This is a genomic window from Celeribacter litoreus (assembly GCF_020165855.1).
Classification (GTDB): domain Bacteria; phylum Pseudomonadota; class Alphaproteobacteria; order Rhodobacterales; family Rhodobacteraceae; genus Celeribacter; species Celeribacter litoreus.
Map to the genome: position 1 here is coordinate 284,760 of NZ_JAIUFY010000015.1, position 17,357 is coordinate 302,116.

Here is a 17,357-nt window from a genome sequence, read left to right on the forward strand (position 1 = left end):
TAATCCGCCCTGATATCCACCTAACGTACTTTTCTGCTTTTGCCGTGCCTATCCGCGACTGCGACGCACTGAAAGTCAGGCTCAACGAGTTTCAGTGCGGGGAGTTTGTCGACGCGCAATCCTTGATCGAGCGACGCTTCGAAAAAGCTCTCGTAAATATCAATCTGTGAGTGATGTAATCTGATCACGAAGTTGCCGACCGCATCTATCTTGGTGGAGAACAAGGTAACTGCCTAGATGCCTCACATCGAGGCTCCTAGATAGGCAATGGGCATTCATATTTAAAAAAATGAATACTTTGACTCCCAGTGATTTCCGCATAAGGTTGACGTATAGGTAATTTCGTTAGGGTTCGACTGTGATTAAGCATGTTTTCTTGGTGATTATAGCTTTGTTCGCGATCGATATCGTCGGGAGTGTCTCGGCTGAAGGGCGAGATGCTGACGCTGAAATTTCGACCTATATTTTCGAAAACTTGCCTCGCTATTTAGAGCCAGTCGAACTACACCTTTCCGTTCCCTCAATATCTACGATTGGCAACAAAAAGCGTTACATCTACGACTTCGATCTGAGTGTCATTCCACGTATGAGTATTTACGGATTGGTTCGGGAAGAAGGGCCATTCGCAATTGTCGTCCAAACCTTAAGTCCGAGCGATGACCTAAATATATCTGGAATTTTGGACATTCTCATTGGGCAAGATAGTAGCGAAGCTGGCGTCAACTTTAGTCAGGATTTTAGTATAATAGGACGCCCTCTCAATGATTTCGGGCGCATTGCACTTATTGCTGGCGAAGAAGAAACCGAACTACGGATATCTCAGTATCGCGATGAAGCGACTGCTCGAGCAATAGCTGAAATGAATGAAGAGATCGCAAAACAGCTTGAAGAGGAACGGGCGGCGGGAGAGGCCAGACTAAGAGATGAACGCACTCGTTGGGCAGAGGCACTCCTTAATCTAAAATCTGAACATGCAGAGCATCGTGGCAAAATCATTGCCGAACAAAGGCAACAGATTTCTGAACTGCAAACTGGATTGGCGACCGAACGTCAAAGTGTTGAGCGGCAATTGGCAACAGCACAAGACCTCATTCTGATGAGGAGTGAGTTAGATGGAGCGATAGAGAAAATTGCGCAGCAAGATGCTGCCGCGATCTCGACCTTTGAACAGATGAGGCAACATAGGATTAAATTTCTGCAGGCACTGCCCAGTACTTTTGCAGGTGTCGTTGACTGCAAGGATAATTCCAATCCGGACAATCGGAAAATGTCAGCGATCGAATTTGACATCGATGAGACATATTCATCTGGATTTGCTGCGACGTTTTACATCGACAACTCAAGAGACGTTTGGCACGGGCCGAAGCTGGGTGAGATTGCAATCAGAAATGAAATTATAGATTTCCCACTGACCATGGATTTCGCAGTGGACAAAATAAACGGGTACAATGGTGCGGTTGTACCGGAAGGTTTTCAACTGAAATTGCAAAGCGATGGGCGATTGGTTGGCGCTGCAAACTTGCCAGTGAATTGGAACGGAACGACCAGCGAATGGACATGTGAGTTCAGAATGTCTGGCTAACCGACAAGCTAATTTAAGGGGTACAACATGACACGACTGCTCGTAATTTTTTGCTTTTTTGCAACCTTGGCGCCCTCATGTGCATTCGCGCAAAATGAGTCGCCCGCTGCGAACATCGCCTTTGCTCGTGCGGTCGACCTGTATCAGTTAAGTTCCACTTTGGATCCGGTAGAGCAGCGCGAAACGGCCCGAGAGATACTAAGTCTACTAGATATGATTGTAGAGTCCTTTCCAGATTCTACGCCAGGGAAACGCATCCAAGAGGGGGGGCAAGTAGGCCCCATTGATATAGACGCGCTTCATCGCCAAACAGAACAGATATACGGTGATCAAGCAGCGTCGGACAATATCGAGGCCGGAGCGAACGCTTCCGCCGATGAAACAAATGGGCTTAAAGTGAGTGAAGGTTTCGACCTTTTCCCGTGGTACAAACGAATTATACCAACGGGTGTTCCGGATAGCGGTTATCGGTTTGGTGAATATCCCTTTTCTGGCCAGCGCACGCACACTGGAATAGACATTGTGAGCGCTTGTGGTGTCGACGTTACGACCCCAATTGATGGCGCTGTTATTGCTCAAGTGAAGGCGGGAGACACAGCATATTTCCAAACAGGCAACGCAACTTTGGTTCAATACGAGAAAGGCGAGGATGTTATTCATGTTTTTTTCTTCGGCCTTCAAAACCATAGCACGCGCGTCGATGATCAACTTTCTGCAGGAGATGTAATCGGTACTGCGGGTCGGATTCATGGAGCCGACAGTTGCGGCGTTCATATTGAAGTGCGATCAGCTAGAGATCCGTGGAATTTTGTAGATCCTTTGTGGCACGATATTCTTCCGGTTGGCGATTGGAGTCGAGATGAGTTTTTTCTCGACAACTGGCATGATCCCGTAACTTGGGCATATCGTGCTTCATTACCAGAAGGTATGGTACCAGGAGATACTATTCTGCTGCGTCGCGAGGACTGGGTTTCAGTATATCTCGACAAGCATGAAACTACTTTTGAAACAAAAGAACCAATCTTGATGCTCCTCGAATTGGACAATGAGCAAAATGTTGAGATTCAGGTAGACATTTCCCAATCGCAAGAAAGCCTAACCATTTCAGTGATCAAACGATTGGCTGATAGTGAGGAGCAGGATGCCGCGGCGCCGTCAGCAGAGTATAAAGAGTTCTCAATTCGCACTGCAGCTTATGTTGAGAGTGACCCCGAATTTGCGCTGTTTACACAGTCAGTATCGCTCTCCGCTTTTGAGGACCGGAATGGAGAAATTGAGATCGAAATTCCGCACGAGTACCTTCATTTTGCGGATGAACTAAAGCTCGAATTGGTCGCGACAGTTACGAAAGATGTTCTCTCGACTCATACGCTGTTGTTAGAAGATCTAAAAATAAGTGCTTTCGATGACCCCGTCGTACTACAGGCCATTGAACAATTGGTGCAGGAGACCAGTGAATGCGTCGACTGGTCAGAAAAAGACGGAGTTTCGATTTCCTACCCAGGGGCACTTAGCCCCGGCGGGACGATTCTACTCCAACGAAAAGATGGGGTGGGCGTGGTAGAAATAAGTCCACTGCGGTTTGGTTTGCTGAACCAAGCTATGAATTTGGCGCTTTCCGAATGTGCGGACACTAACATTAAGTGGATTGATAACAAAGTTAACTCAAGCTGGCCAACCTTCAAACTAGTGCTGGGAAGGGACGAAAAGTGATGCATATTCTGGGGATTAAGGTCATTAGAACCTTTCAAAGATCTACACTCTTTGCCATTAGTCTATTCTTGGCTCTTAGTACCGCCTCAGCACAAGCACAGACTGAAGACCCGTTAGCTGGTCTGTGTTCATCCATCGGTAGGCCGGTCAACTCGGATGAACTTCGACAACTTTCCCATCATACAATCCAATACGTTAGCTACGAGTACTCTGACTTAATCGGGGCTCTCGGGAGTGATCGCGGACGGAGTGTAAGGCATGCTACCGATGGTACGAAGTCAGCTCACTTCGTTGAGCTGACAGAACGACAACTTTGCTTAGAGACGTCCGAAGGCGAGAAAGTTTGCGGAGTTCCACTTCAGTGCAACTCGGAGGAGGCTGCGTACGTTCTACTAGATGAGGCTAACGCGCCTTTCGCCAGGATAAATCCGCCAGATCCAAAAACCAATTTGCCAACTGATTTTGACTGGGTTGATTTTGCAGGTGGCACCGCGAATATTGTTTTCGACGAAACTCAGATTACGACGCGTGGCACCTCTGCTTCCCGCGATCTGACAATGGAGAAGGAAGGAGCTTGCCGTGTCGGTAGTGGGTTTGCTCCGCTTGACAACAGTTTTGTGTATTTTGTTAGTCAGAAAAACTGTTCATCCGACGGGTACGCAACGGGCAAAGCCAACGTCGTTTACCTCACACAAGAAGGCGAAATTGGAGTTTTTGTAACTGGGCCCGGACGTGGCGTCCGAACTGAAAGAGGTGTGCTCCATTGGAGCTTTTCAGATGCACCTGTCGAATATGCGATCACTTGCGGCACGTCAGATGATACTGTGATTCCCAGTTCTGCTGAAGAGGTAGACTGGATCAAAGTTGATATCAAAGTGCGAAACCAAATTAATTTGGGATACGAGATTGTGTATAAAAAATTGGTTGAAAAAGGGAATGACCTTGTTCGCCAAATTTGTAAAACAGAACCGATCCCCGATTTTACGAACTACTCCTTTTTTGATGCAGAGGGCGATATCCGTTTAAGGCTTACCAGGGGTAATAGGCAGCTCAAGCATCTCAGCTCAGAGTTTGAGGCATTTGACCGAATAGCAGCCGATGTTGAGGATGTTCGCGCGACCGCTCTTAAAATGTTTGGCCGTCGTGTGCCTGACCTTTTAGTGCGCGACCACGTAGCAGAGATTTTACAAGACCTTGAACCCAAGTCCATGCTAAGAAACCTGTCTGACGGATTTCGGATTAATTCAGTTTTAACCCTCGTTCAGTTAACTCAAGGCATAAGTACCAGGATGCCATGGACATCCTCTGAGCCATCTTTCAATGGGGGGCAGTTCCAGTTGACCTGGAATTCTTTGTCAAAGGACCCCATCGAAGCCTTCTTTAGAAGTCACAGTGAACAAGGCTGGATCGACGTTTTAAATCACGTCGAACAGGACTTTTCTAAAACCCGTCTCAAGATCACTTGCAATATCTCAGCATCGGAAGCTCGTAATTTGCCTATCGACCCTTGGGTGACGATTGAAGCGCGTATGATTAGCTACAATTCAGATCAACTGGTTCTTGAGTGCAAAGCTCCGTAGGCAATGAGGGAAAAAGTAAATATGAACTTTCACCGCTTAACATTTCCGATAAGAGCAATTTTTCTCTCTCTTGCGCTACTTTGTGTGGTGCCTTCTGCGCAAGCAGAAGAGTTTGAAAATGCAGAGCAAGCGATAGAATATGCGTCACAATTATTGAGGGACGAAACTATCGGAACTGCAGAGATCGACGTGCTGCGTGATATTCGCAGGATTTTGGACCAGGTGGTCGACGAGTTTCCAGCAAGTGACTTTGCAATCAAAATTCTCTTTCAGGAGGAAGTATCGGGTATCGACGTCGCTCAGCTTGACGCCTTGATTTCAAAGAATTCTTTATCGATAGACACCCAGTTACAAACGGCCTCGAAATCCATTGCCGATAAAGATGCTGAGGAAGGCCTCATAGATCGCTCAATGTCAGAGTCTGAGGACAAGTTTTCGACTGATACAGAAAACTTGCAAGCGGACGTCAACACAGCTGTGTCGGACGCTTCTGAGCCCGCGGGAGCTGAGGTGTTGCGAGACGTTGCAATAGAAACTTCATCAGAGACTGAAAAGCAATCTGAGTCCAGTTCCACCGCAATTCTTCAAAAGTTTCCCGAAGATCTTCGGGAACTCGCTAGGGCCTTAGATATCTGTTACCGGCCGTCGATCTCCACTCAAGGTTTGGGTTCGGCGGAGGTAGGTTTTTCCTTAGGTCAAGATGGTGGGCTCGTCGGAATACCGTCGCTCGCAAATCCGGACACTGCAGATGAGAAAACACGATTGATATTTATGAACGTGCTTATCGCGCTGGATGGTTGCGCCCCGTACCCACCAGAGTTTAGCGGCAACGAATTTCTCGCAACGTTCACAGATAGAAATTTGATTGACCTCAAGCTTTTGACGGTACCAGAAGCGCCTTGGTTGGCTGCTGACAATAGCAGTTTTACGGCACTGAAATTAGATCGCCGATCAATCGCTGAAATCCAAGCTCGCCTTCAACTCATGGGTTATGATCCAAATGGTATCGACGGTGTTTACGGCAAGGGTTCACGTGCAGCGGTGACCGAATGGCAGGGCGCCAATTATATTCCATCTACCGGCTATCTGGATCAAAGGCAGTTAGACCGGCTGACCGCAGATTCTCAAAGTAAATTCGAAGTCTGGCTTGCAGAAGAGGGCAACCAATCGGTTCTCGATCGAGCAGCTCGGCCGAAAACTGTGGTCCAGAAATCTCGCAATGGATGGTATCGAGACAGTCAAAGACGGTATTGTCGCAAAACGATAATTGGCACTTGGTGCCAGACAAGTCGCCCTCGAGACTATTGACGCTATCGAGAGTTGGGAATGCTTCGGTTCGTCTAAACAGTTTCGAGTAAACTCATAAGTGGAATTAACTAATGAGGGTCTTTATCGCGAAAATGGAGAATAGGTCGGCAGCCCACGTAATTGAGATTTTGATACGGGTGTGCAATGCAGTTCTTGGAGCGTTTGCCATATTGCTGTCCGGTCCGGCCGCATCCGAAGACATTTTTTCGATGGCGCGTAATATGGCCGCGGACATCTTCCCAAGAGCAGAGCTCGAAAGGGTCGATGTAACACGGTATGGACCCGATCGCGCAGTTGCACGTTTACCCTTTGCCAAGGGGGATGGATTCGTCGAGATCGAAATCATTCGTTCTCCTGATGGAAAACTATTCGCAGTATCCGCACGCGAGGACGACTGGGTCTATCCGTATCGTTTTATGGTGCCGCTCGAAGGACGAAAGGCAAATCAGTTTCGAACATGCTCGATCTGTGACGATAGTTACGGGAACACCCTCGACTTACACTGGCCATCAGATACCTCCCCTGTCGTCTGGTTGACGGCTTCTTATCCTCGAGAGCATGAGGTCGTTTGGTATTTTGATCGCGATCTTGATGGAACATGGAAAGAAGGCTCCGACATGCTGATTTTCTTGGACGGAATTGGCGGCATCTGTTTTTCAGTGTACGAACTTGAGCTCGACCGTGAGTGCGATTTGACCGTTGAGGTTTTTTCTGGACACGGAACGATCGGCGATAATCACGTGTCTCTAGACATTGATGTCCCTGTTCTGGCGCTGACACGCGATACTCAAAAAGGGTTCCGAATGCGTTCAGAAATCTATGATAGCCGCGGTGCAATCGTCTCCGAAGATGGTTGGTATACGTTTCGTTATGATGACAGCGGATTGATTGAAGAAATCGAGTAGCCGGACCTTCTCCTAGTTCCAGCGACTAACTGCCCCAAATTAACTGTCGACGGACACTCTAGTCCGCGGCCTGCTCGCGCTTCGCGGCAGGCGTCACCACTTTTTTGAAACCAGTTCTTTCATCGTCGCCAGATCCAGCATCTGCTCGGCAAGCAACTTGTTCAGATTCGCGTTCTCATCCTCCAGCGCCTTCGGCCGTTTGAGCTCCGACTCCGTCACGCCGCCAAACTTGGCCTTCCAGTTGTAAAAGGAACCTTCCGACATGCCGTGCTTGCGACACAGGTCCGCGCATTTCGCGCCTGCATCGTGCTCGGCCAGGATGCCGATGATCTGGTAATCCCCCCGAAAATTGGGGGTATTTGAAAGTAGAATTTTCTCGAAAGATGACAGAGGAGATTCTGATGAAGAAATCGAAATACAGCGACGCTCAGATCATGAGCATTCTGAAGCAAGCCGAAGGCGGTGTGCCGGTTGCTGATCTGCGCCGGGAGCATGGGATGAGTTCGTCGAGCTTTTACAAACGGCGTTCCAAGTATGGCGGCATGGATGCCAGCCTGATGGCGCGGATGAAAGAACTCGACGAGGAAAACAAGCGGCTCAAGCGCATGTATGCCGAGAAGAGCATGCAAAACGACCTGTTGAAGGAAGCTTTGGGAGTGAGATCATGAACGCCACTGGTTCGAGAGAATGATCGAACGTGGTAAGGCCGTCTCAGCGCAAAGAGATGGCCGAGTGGGCGGTTCGGCACAGGTCCGCCAGTATTGCTTTGGCCTGCCGGGCATTCAGCATCAGTGAGACTTGCTATCGGTATCAGCCGACGCTCAGTGATGAAAACGAACTGATCGCCGATTGGCTTGTCGTGCTGACAACGGCCAAGAAAAGTTGGGGCTTTGGCCTGTGCTTTCTGCATCTTCGGAACGTCAAAGGCTTTGGCTGGAACCACAAACGCGTGCACCGCATCTACCGCGAGTTGGAGCTGAACATGCGGATTAAGCCGCGGAAGCGGCTGCAGCGCGAGAGGCCGGAGCCGCTGGTTGTGCCTGAGGCCCCGAATGAGGTGTGGTCGATGGACTTCATGGCGGATCAACTCGCCGATGGCAGATCGTTCCGGACATTGAACGTGCTTGATGACTTCAATCGCGAAGGGCTGGCCATCGAAGTGGACTTCTCACTGCCCGCCGAGCGTGTGGTTCGGGCGCTCGACCAGATCATCGCCTGGCGAGGCAAACCTCTGGCCATTCGCGTAGATAACGGCCCGGAATATGTCAGTGGCAGGCTACAAACGTGGGCCGAGAAGGCGGGGATCGGGCTGCTTTACATCCAGCCGGGTAAGCCCCAGCAGAACGCCTATATCGAACGCTACAATCGGACAGTTCGCACCGAATGGCTCGGGCGATACCACTTCGAAAGCATTGAAGACGTGCAGGATCACGCAACGAAATGGCTCTGGACTTACAACAATGAAAGACCAAACATGGGCATCGGCGGCATGACCCCGATGCAGAAACTGAAAGCAGCTTAGATTCTACTGATACGCCCCTCTAAAAATGGGGGGATTACCACTCCACCTTGGCTTTAAACTGATCTGTAAAATTCCGGCGCTTCGCCATTCTCGTATCCCTTCAAAGGTTTGGGATACACCTTAGCTGACCGTCCAGTTTCCTGGGATCACTTCAGTTAGAGGCTCTGGAACCGTAATCCCAAATTGAAGTTTCGATGAATGGGTCCCTCAATCTCTCTCAATTCAACCTGCACATTCCATAGGCGCCGCAAAGCCTGTTCTCTTGCGGTGTCGTTGAGGTGGCACTAAGCTTGTTTCATCCTAAACGAATGCCCAGATTTTATGGCTTTTTTCAACTTCAAGAGACCAAAGGGCGAAGAAAAGAAGCCTCTTTTGGATCTGTGTCTCTCTGTCGATCTTGAGGTAAATCCTAAGATGGCCGAGATATTTGATATGGCGGCAGTGCTTCTCAAGGATGAGAAGGCAATCGTTGCGCCGAAAGGCAAGCTTTCTCAATCTCTGGACAAACTTGAGAAGGCGCTTGTGAAAACTCCGTATGTTATCGGGCACAATGTTCTTCGCCACGATATCGAACAACTCTTGGCAGCACGCCCAAGGCTCGCTGCGAAAATGGCTGCGCCGATTGATACCCTTTGGCTCAACCCGCTGGCGTTCCCTCGCAATCCATACCATCACCTCGTCAAGCACTACCACGATGGTCGCTTGCAAGCAGGGCATGTGAATGATCCGGAGCTGGATGCACGACTGGTCTTCGAGGTGTTAGAAAACCAGATCAAGGCGCTCACCGAACTTGGTTCACAGTCGCCCGAGACAACACTCGCGTATCACTATTTGGCGACACGACTGGATCGCTCGGACGGTTTCGATGCAGTTTTCGAGGACATCCGCAAAGCCCCCGCGCCAGATCGGTCCGACGCATTGGCCGCAATCAGGTCCCTTCTCAAAGGTCAAGCATGTGGCGCGCAGGTGGCCCCCGTTCTGGATCAGTTGAAAGATCCACGGATGGCTTGGCCATTGGCATATGCGCTTGCCTGGATATCGGTGTCTGGCGGAGAGTCTGTTATGCCGCCATGGGTCCGGAAATCCTTTCCTGAAGCAGCCCTGATTGTGCGGGAGCTTCGCGATACCAACTGCGGCGATAGCACCTGTGAGTGGTGCGCCGAGATGAATAACCCGGTCGGGGCACTCAAGAAATGGTTCGGGTTTGAAGGCTACCGACCACAGCCCGTGGATAGCGACGGTAATCCCTTGCAAGAGGTCATCGTGTCTGAGGCGATGGGACATGCCAACGTGCTTGGCATTCTACCGACCGGCACGGGCAAGTCGGTCTGCTATCAGGTCCCCGCGCTGAGCCTCTATGACAAGACCGGGGCGCTGACAGTAGTGATTTCACCTCTGGTCGCGCTGATGGCTGACCAGGTGCAGGGCATGGAGCGCGCGGGGATTGCCTCTGCTGTGACCATCAACGGGATGCTCTCTATGCCGGAGCGGCAAGAAGCGCTGGATCGTGTGCGACTAGGGCAGGCTGCAATTCTGCTGATCTCGCCGGAACAACTGCGGAGTGTTTCCATTCGGTCAGTCCTCGCCCAGCGCGAAGTGGGGCTTTGGGTGTTGGACGAAGCGCATTGTGTCTCGAAATGGGGGCACGATTTCCGGCCGGATTACCGATATATTGGCCGGTTCATTCGGGAGTTTTCGGGCGATCTGGCACCGGCTCCCGTGATGTGCCTCACGGCAACGGCAAAGCCTGAAGTTGTAGCAGACATCACAGAGCATTTCCGCGATCGCCTCGGGATCGAGCTTGGCCTGTTTGACGGCGGGGCCACGCGAACCAACCTAAAGTTCTCTGTCAAAGCAACGCGCAAAGAAAGCAAGCTCGGCGATGTGCTCTCCACGATTGAGCAGTTCCTTCCTGCCGTGGGCGTGTCCGGCGCCGTCATCTACTGCGCGACACGGAAAGAGACAGAGCGCGTCGGGGATTTTCTGAAACAGCAAGGGCTATCGGCGGAGCATTTCCATGCCGGATTGACAGCGGACGACAAACACATCGTGCAGGAACGGTTCCGCGTAGGGGACTTGCGGGTGATCGCGGCCACGAATGCCTTTGGGATGGGAATAGACAAACCCGACATCCGGCTCGTGGTTCACGCGGACATTCCCGGCTCTCTCGAAAACTACCTTCAGGAAGCGGGACGGGCTGGCCGCGACCGTGCGCCGGCCGATTGTGTCTTGCTCTACCATTCGGACGACGTAGAGCGTCAGTTCACGTTGTCTGCGCGGTCTCGGCTGGATCGGCAAGAGATTGGTGCCATCCTGAAGGCACTGCGCCGTATGGACGAACACACGCGAAACAGCGGCAAGGTGGTTGCCACGCCGGGCGAGATCGTCCGTGAGGAAAAGGACCGTGAGTTCATTCGCGACAGCGCCACCGATGACACCCGCGTAAAAACGGCGGTATCTTGGCTTGAGGAGGCGACGCTCGTTTCTCGAGAAGAAAACCGTGTCCAAGTGTTCCCGTCTTCGTTGCTTGTGCGCACAGTTGCTGAAGCCGAGGCTCGCTTGAGCGTGGCCGACATTACCGACGCACGGCGAGATAAGCTAATGACGATTGTACGTCATGTGATGAACACGCCGCCCGACCAAGGGATCTCGACCGATGAATTGACCGGCATCAGTGGAATGTCGCATCGAGAACTCAGCAAGGCGATGACGGATCTCGAAACGCTCGGTATTGCGCGCAACGACATTGCCATCACCGTGTCGGTTCATATCGGTGTCGAGAACCAATCGCGCCATCGCATGAAGCGGGCGATGCGCCTCGAGAAAGCACTCATTTCGAGAATGCGAGAGTTCGCGCCAGAAGCGAGCGTCGGTGATGCGGCACCACTAGATCTGGCAGCGGCAAGCCAGCTCCTACGCGACGAAGGTCACGAAGATGCCATCCCTCATGTGCTCGACCGTCTTCTCAGAAGCATTGCTCGCGATGGGCGCGACAGCGATGGTGGCCGTGGCAACATCGGCCTGCGCAACCTATCGAGCAAGACCCTCCAGGTGGTCTTGCAGCGTTCCTGGCGTATCGTCGAGCAGACTGCCTCGGTCCGTTGGTTGGCGGCAGAGAAACTGCTGGATTTCCTCATTCAGAAGGCGCCGTCTGGCGCACGCGGCAAGGATATCCAAGTGGAGACAACCGTCGGCGATCTCCTCGCGGCGATAAGCGGGGACGCCTTCATCAAGGAAACGGGTGTTAAAGACATGACAAAGCTCATGGAGCGCGCGCTGTTGTGGCTCCATGAACAGAATGTCGTGACGCTGGGCAAAGGGCTGACGGTCTTCCGGTCGGCTATGACCGTCTATCTAAAACCCACCCGTGCGGGCTTTACCAAGAAAGACTTCCTTCCCCTCGAGCAGCATTATCAAGAGCAAACGCTCCAGACCCATGTAATGGCGGCCTATGCCGAAAAAGGGCTTGATCATATCGATGAAGCTGAGCGGCTTTCGGAGGATTATTTTGCTCTTGATCAGGATCGGTTCCTACGCCGTTGGATGCCCGGTCGCAGTGTCGAAATTCGACGTCAAACCACGGGCAAAGCGTGGGCGAAGATCGTTGATGACTTGCGCAATCCGGTTCAACAAGAGATCGTCGCGGACGACCGTGAAGAAACGAATGTTCTGGTTCTTGCGGGCCCGGGATCAGGTAAGACGCGGGTGCTGGTGCATCGCATCGCTTATCTACTCCGAGTTAAACGCGAAGACCCGCGTGGCATCCTTGTCCTGACTTACAACCGCCACGCAGCCGCCGAGATCCGCGCGCGTTTGCGTCACCTTGTCGGGGAAGATGCCGCGTGGGTCACGGTCTCAACATGCCATGCCTTGGCGATGCGATTGGTTGGTGCGAGCTTTGCAGGTGCCACCGTTGAAGAGCGGGACTTTGACGGGATCATCATGGAGGCCGTCCGCCAGATCAACGGAGAGGGCTTGAGCCGCTCTGAGGCCGAAGCGCAACGTGAGGCGCTCATTCAGGGGTATCGCTGGATTCTGGTGGACGAATATCAAGATATCGGTCCCGAGGAATACGCCCTTATTTCAGCGGTGGCAGGGCGTTCGCTTGAGGATCCCGACCAGCGGCTGAGCCTTTTTGCCGTCGGAGACGATGACCAGAACATCTATGCCTTTGCGGGGGCGTCGATCTCTTTCATTCGCCAGTTCGAAGAGGATTACCGTGCGAAGCCTAAATTCCTTGTCGAGAACTATCGCTCCAGCAGATACATCATCGACGCCTCGAACCAGGTGATCGAACCGGCCCGAGGCAGGATGAAGGCGGGGCACGAAATCACAGTCGATAAGGAGCGGAGCCTCGAACCCGGTGGTGGTGCAATGGCGCGACATGATCCGGTCGGGCGCGGGCGGGTGCAGTTCCTTGATGGACCCGACAATGAAGTGGCGCAGGCCGTGATTGCAGTTGATGAGCTCGTGCGGATTTCGCGGTTGGATCCCAATTTTGACTGGTCTCGAACCGCCATCATTTCTCGTGACTGGCGGCGCCTCAATGCTGTGCGCGCCTATGCCGAAAAACTTGGGTTGCCGGTCGAGATGGCCAATGAAAAACTGCCGAGTGTTTGGCGTCTAAGAGAGATGCAACAGCTTGTCGCGGGTTTGCGCAAGCGTCCTTCTGCAATGCTGACGATCCAAGACATACTCAATGTTCTGAACGAACAAGCGCCGAGCCGCTGGGTCGATCTACTTGCGGAGGGCATTGCGGATCTCGCCCGTGATTTGGGGAAAAAGACTATTCCAGTTCCCGACGCTGTTGAGTGGCTCGCGGAGTGGTCGCAAGATGTCCGCCGCGCGCAGCGGGGGCTGCTCTTACTCACCGCGCACCGATCGAAAGGACTCGAATTCGATCATGTGGTGATCCTGAATGGCGGCTGGAAAGTACTATCGAAAGGCGAGGACGGAGAAGCGCCACGCCGCCTGTTCTATGTCGCGATGACGCGTGCGCGAAGCAGTCTGTCGGTGGTCACGAGCGGTGAACACGCCTTCGTTCATGCAGATTCTGAAAGCGAAATGCTCCGCAAAGTCGAAATGCCCAGGCAGATGGATCTGCCAAACCCCGATTGGTATCAAGTACCGGAAATGGCTTCGGTCGACTTGTCCTATGCAGGACGCTTGCCCGAGACAAACCCGTCTCACTCGGCCATAGCGGCAGCCAAAATCGATGACCCTGTAACGCTCGAACTCTGTAGCGGGAAATGGTTGATCATAGACCAAAGTGGTCGGACCCTCGGCCGGATGGCGGGAAAATGGAACCCACCTGAACGCACTTCTCTCGTGTCCGGTAAAGTTGGCGCTATCGTGAGATGGCGGAAAGCTGACAATGACGAGCGTTTTCAGACCTACATCAAACACGATGAATGGGAGACGGTGCTACCTGAGCTTGTGTTCCGCAAGACGTGGTGAGTGAAGTGGTCCGAGTAATCCAGACAGTTGCCCTGGGCGTATCTCGAACCATATTCGGTCTACAGAATCTCGGAAGAGAGACGGAAAGGTAGACGCTCACCGAAACTTGTCCACGCTTTGTTCATTTCCTATTCAGGGCACATAAAAATTAATTATTTAGATTTAAAATTCGCGACTTGATTGTCATGTCGACCTAAGAAACCACCTCTGCAACCACCTTAGATCACCTGCAGTCCTGTGGTTTGAGCGCCGAATGCCAGCGAGCGTTCTCTGTACTCACGGCCCTTTTCGACATGAATTTCAAAGGGCGTGTCGTGAATGCTTTGACATATGGGCGGAGAGCGGCCATTCGCAGCGTCCTGCGTGAACGGCAGCTAAGTGCATGACGTGAAAATTTCGAAACAAGCATTCGCAGCATTGGCAATGCAGCGGCAGTATTTGAACTGCGCTCAATGAAACTCGGCTCACATAAGCAAAGCGGCAGAGACCTTGCTCTGCCGCTTCACCTTCCGGTGGCGCAACGACGAATGATGATCGGCCTTGCTGCGGGCCAGATGACACTCAGTCGGGTCACCGGAGGCGTCCTCTCGCGAAAGTATCGGAAGAGGACGTTACTCCTGAACGCTTCGAGGCAGATCCTGCCGTGTTTCCAGCGACTTCTCCGCCGCGAGGCGCTCGAAGAAATGATGCCATCCGAGTTCGGATTTGTTCTTCTTTTGGGTGATAGTCATTGTCACCGCAGATTGTGCATCTGCAGCTAAATTTTTGCGTGTCATGTGGTGGCCTCTCTCGTATCCCGAGGAGATCCCGGGATTTCGTTTTTGAGCCGCACAAACTGACTCAAGACGTTCTGATATCGGACTGTGGTGCGGCGCCGTGCGCGTCTTCGCCTTTGTCGCGTGCCAGTCTGGCAGCCTTCAAATTGGCGGTTTTTTCCGCGCGGAGCGCGGCTTCAGCCTCAGTAATCTCACGGGCTGCCGCAGAAGTCTTATCATACGCCGTGGCCGGTTTGGCAGCGGGTCGGGAAAACAAGGCGTCTGCTTTATCTCTATGGGGCATAGTGCCTCCTTGGTGGTGGGATCCGACCGAAACGCCGGATCCCGAAGCCGTCAGATCAAGCGACTGCCAGATTGACTGCGGACTCGCGTCCGTCACGTCCGGCTTCCACGTCGAAGGTCACGGCTTGGCCGTCATCGAGGTGGGAAATGCCGCCGCGTTCAACAGCAGAGATGTGGACGAAAACGTCGCGACCACCGGTTTCCGGTGCGATAAAGCCGAAGCCTTTAGTTTGGTTGAACCATTTCACAGTGCCATTGGCCATTGTGATGTCTCCTATAAAATATGCAGCCCACAAAATGCGGTTGCCCGGCTCAGTCAGATCGTAGCGGCAGACTGGAACCGATAAAGGAGACAGGATGCGAAAGGAAAAAACGTTGCACCCCCTCTCTACAGGACGGGGCGTAATATAGCAAAGGAATTAAACGCCTCGTTTTCAGACCGCATGAAACGCAAGCCGGCGTCAGAGATGAGCATCATGTCTCAGACGATCTGATCACTCCAGACCTCGAAACCAGTCAGAAGGTTTTCCCCGAACGAGTGAATCAATGGCACATCCGCAGCATCACGTCCCTGCGCGACGAGAACGCGTCCGATGCGAAGCATGTTGTTACGCGGATCAAAGACCCACCATCGCCCGTCGAGCCAGACCTCCATCCAGGCGGCGAAATCACCGGGCGGATAAGGCGGCTCCATCCCGATATCCCCGAGATACCCCGTGCAATAGCGCGCGGGAATGTTCATGCAGCGACAAAGGGTGATGGCCAGATGCGCGTAGTCGCGACACACGCCCTTCGCGTCATGATAGGCCTGTGCTGCACCACGGGTGGCGTTCGCTGAAAGGTAATCGAAGCGAATATGGTTGTGGACGAAATCGCAGATTGTCTGCACGCGAGCCAGACCGGGCGGCGTATTCTGGAACAAGCGCCACGCCGTATCGGAGAGAATGTCGGTTTCACAATAACGGCTTCCCAGAAGATACACGAGCACCTCGTCGGGAATCTGTTCGACCGGCGCTTGCGCCCCGATCTCTGGCCGGGCGTCGAGCAACCCGTCATCCGCGATGATAGCTTCGGTTTCAACGGTAAACAGTCCCTGCGGCGCGATCATGCGTGTGCACCAGTTGCCAAATGAGTCGCGATAGCCGCTCATCGGAACGCGGGGGGTGGTCACAAGATGATCCGGTGTCTCGAGGTCACTGACCCGTGAAAAGTGGACATTGAGCAGCGCGATCATCGGGGTCGGTTGCGTCAAACTGAATTGAAAGCGACATCCGAGTTTGATGCGCAGATCGGGGGAGGTCATGGGCGCAGTTCCTGTCTGTGTGTGATTGCCGAGGGAGGCAGAGAGACCTCGTATCGTCTATGATTTGCGGCTGTGCGGAGACCACGCCTTGCGCAATTCAGCACCGACGGGCGCGTAGGAGGCATCGAAAATCGAACGACGCGGTTTCGGTGCCTCGCCCATGGTCGGCTTTGCGGTCTCGGTCCGGCGCTTTTGTGTGGTGGGTGTTTTCTCGGAGTCGGCTTCGGTGCTGTGAGCAATGTCTTTTGTCATTTTGAGCGTCCTTTCCGGAAGCAACCTGCGGGCGCGGAAAAGACGCCACGGACGTGCAGCGGCCTTCTCGGGATCGGCAACTTGGGACCAGTTCGTTTGGTGTGTCGTCCGGATACGAGGAGAAACTGGGGGCAAATTGCGCACCGCAGCGATGGCGCGGGTCGTCGCCCGCCTATGAGAATTTCCTTGTAACCTCCATAGATATGGGGGATCGCGCACCGCATTACCAGTGAAATGACAGTGGAGCGGCGCAACTTGTCCCCATCGTCACCGCGGGATGGCAGGACGCGGCCCCGCTTGCCCGAGTTTCAGAAAATAATAGTGATTGTTTTCCATAGCTAAGGCGGGTTTCGAAACTTTCTCAGAAAAATGGCTCGTATTTCGGCGGCAGAGCGCCTACCTCTCCCTTATACGCCTGCCCCATGGCACTTACCTGAAATGGCCAGCAGATGTGCGCAGTCTCTCAGCAAATCGAGCGAGACAGACGGCGCGATTGATTGCTCAATCGCAAAATATATCACCTGACCAGAACGATGGGTCCGCAGCACGGTGCAATATGCCCGTGCGGCTAAGGTGCATTGTGGAGACATTCCCCAGCGCTGGGCTGCCTCATTTGACGGGTCCAAGTTGATTGTTAGTGCATTGTCGGCCTCTGGGCCAAGGGTATAACGGCCTCA

Annotated in this window: 10 protein-coding genes and 2 pseudogenes; 7 read left to right on the forward strand and 5 right to left on the reverse strand. The window is 52.8% G+C overall.

Annotated features, from left to right (window positions below):
• The first annotated feature begins 358 nt into the window (after positions 1-358).
• The 5 genes from LA304_RS17700 to LA304_RS17720 all read left to right on the forward strand — a co-directional run bounded on the left by LA304_RS17700 (position 359) and on the right by LA304_RS17720 (position 7,088).
• Positions 359-1,582: a hypothetical protein gene (locus tag LA304_RS17700; RefSeq protein ID WP_224504511.1), complete on the forward strand. Its 1,224-nt coding sequence runs from the start codon at positions 359-361 to the stop codon at positions 1,580-1,582.
• A gap of 27 nt (positions 1,583-1,609) precedes the next feature.
• Positions 1,610-3,295 (forward strand): M23 family metallopeptidase, encoded by a 1,686-nt coding sequence (locus LA304_RS17705; RefSeq protein WP_224504512.1) that lies wholly within the window; start codon positions 1,610-1,612, stop codon positions 3,293-3,295.
• Between the two features lie 449 nt (positions 3,296-3,744).
• Entirely contained in the window at positions 3,745-4,875 is a 1,131-nt protein-coding gene (locus tag LA304_RS17710) for a hypothetical protein (RefSeq protein ID WP_224504513.1), read from the forward strand.
• 21 nt (positions 4,876-4,896) lie between these two features.
• The gene (locus LA304_RS17715) at positions 4,897-6,183 is read left to right on the forward strand and encodes a peptidoglycan-binding domain-containing protein (protein WP_224504514.1); all 1,287 of its coding nucleotides are present in this window, start codon (positions 4,897-4,899) and stop codon (positions 6,181-6,183) included.
• 71 nt (positions 6,184-6,254) lie between these two features.
• Entirely contained in the window at positions 6,255-7,088 is an 834-nt protein-coding gene (locus LA304_RS17720; protein ID WP_224504515.1) for a hypothetical protein, read from the forward strand.
• Positions 7,089-7,152: 64 nt separating this feature from the next.
• Here the strand turns inward: LA304_RS17720 and LA304_RS17725 are convergent.
• Positions 7,153-7,460, reverse strand: a pseudogene (locus LA304_RS17725) (transposase); the annotation flags it as partial.
• 29 nt (positions 7,461-7,489) lie between these two features.
• Between LA304_RS17725 and LA304_RS17730 the strand changes: the two are divergent.
• Positions 7,490-8,610, forward strand: a pseudogene (locus LA304_RS17730) (IS3 family transposase).
• Positions 8,611-9,042: 432 nt separating this feature from the next.
• On the forward strand, positions 9,043-14,067 hold the full coding sequence (locus LA304_RS17735) for a RecQ family ATP-dependent DNA helicase (protein WP_224504527.1): 5,025 nt from the start codon (positions 9,043-9,045) through the stop codon (positions 14,065-14,067).
• An 840-nt stretch (positions 14,068-14,907) separates the two neighbouring features.
• Here the strand turns inward: LA304_RS17735 and LA304_RS17740 are convergent.
• The 4 genes from LA304_RS17740 to LA304_RS17755 all read right to left on the reverse strand — a co-directional run bounded on the left by LA304_RS17740 (position 14,908) and on the right by LA304_RS17755 (position 16,680).
• Positions 14,908-15,126 carry a hypothetical protein gene (locus LA304_RS17740; protein WP_224504516.1) on the reverse strand — a complete coding sequence of 73 codons (219 nt, stop codon included), beginning with the start codon at positions 15,124-15,126 and terminating at the stop codon, positions 14,908-14,910.
• A gap of 55 nt (positions 15,127-15,181) precedes the next feature.
• The gene (locus tag LA304_RS17745; protein ID WP_224504517.1) at positions 15,182-15,388 is read right to left on the reverse strand and encodes a cold-shock protein; all 207 of its coding nucleotides are present in this window, start codon (positions 15,386-15,388) and stop codon (positions 15,182-15,184) included.
• Between the two features lie 218 nt (positions 15,389-15,606).
• Entirely contained in the window at positions 15,607-16,413 is an 807-nt protein-coding gene (locus LA304_RS17750; protein WP_396022210.1) for a transglutaminase family protein, read from the reverse strand.
• A 72-nt stretch (positions 16,414-16,485) separates the two neighbouring features.
• Positions 16,486-16,680, reverse strand: a complete 195-nt coding sequence (locus tag LA304_RS17755; protein WP_224504519.1) for a hypothetical protein — start codon at positions 16,678-16,680, stop codon at positions 16,486-16,488.
• Positions 16,681-17,357: the final 677 nt, after the last annotated feature.

Excerpts from the sequence above, each read along its gene's own strand:
- LA304_RS17705 (WP_224504512.1), top strand. The coding sequence starts at position 1,610 with ATGACACGACTGCTCGTAATTTTTTGCTTTTTTGCAACCTTGGCGCCC.
- LA304_RS17745 (WP_224504517.1), bottom strand. The coding sequence starts at position 15,388 with ATGGCCAATGGCACTGTGAAATGGTTCAACCAAACTAAAGGCTTCGGC.
- LA304_RS17715 (WP_224504514.1), top strand. The coding sequence starts at position 4,897 with ATGAACTTTCACCGCTTAACATTTCCGATAAGAGCAATTTTTCTCTCT.
- LA304_RS17755 (WP_224504519.1), bottom strand. The coding sequence starts at position 16,680 with ATGACAAAAGACATTGCTCACAGCACCGAAGCCGACTCCGAGAAAACA.
- LA304_RS17735 (WP_224504527.1), top strand. The coding sequence starts at position 9,043 with ATGGCGGCAGTGCTTCTCAAGGATGAGAAGGCAATCGTTGCGCCGAAA.
- LA304_RS17740 (WP_224504516.1), bottom strand. The coding sequence starts at position 15,126 with ATGCCCCATAGAGATAAAGCAGACGCCTTGTTTTCCCGACCCGCTGCC.
- LA304_RS17720 (WP_224504515.1), top strand. The coding sequence starts at position 6,255 with ATGAGGGTCTTTATCGCGAAAATGGAGAATAGGTCGGCAGCCCACGTA.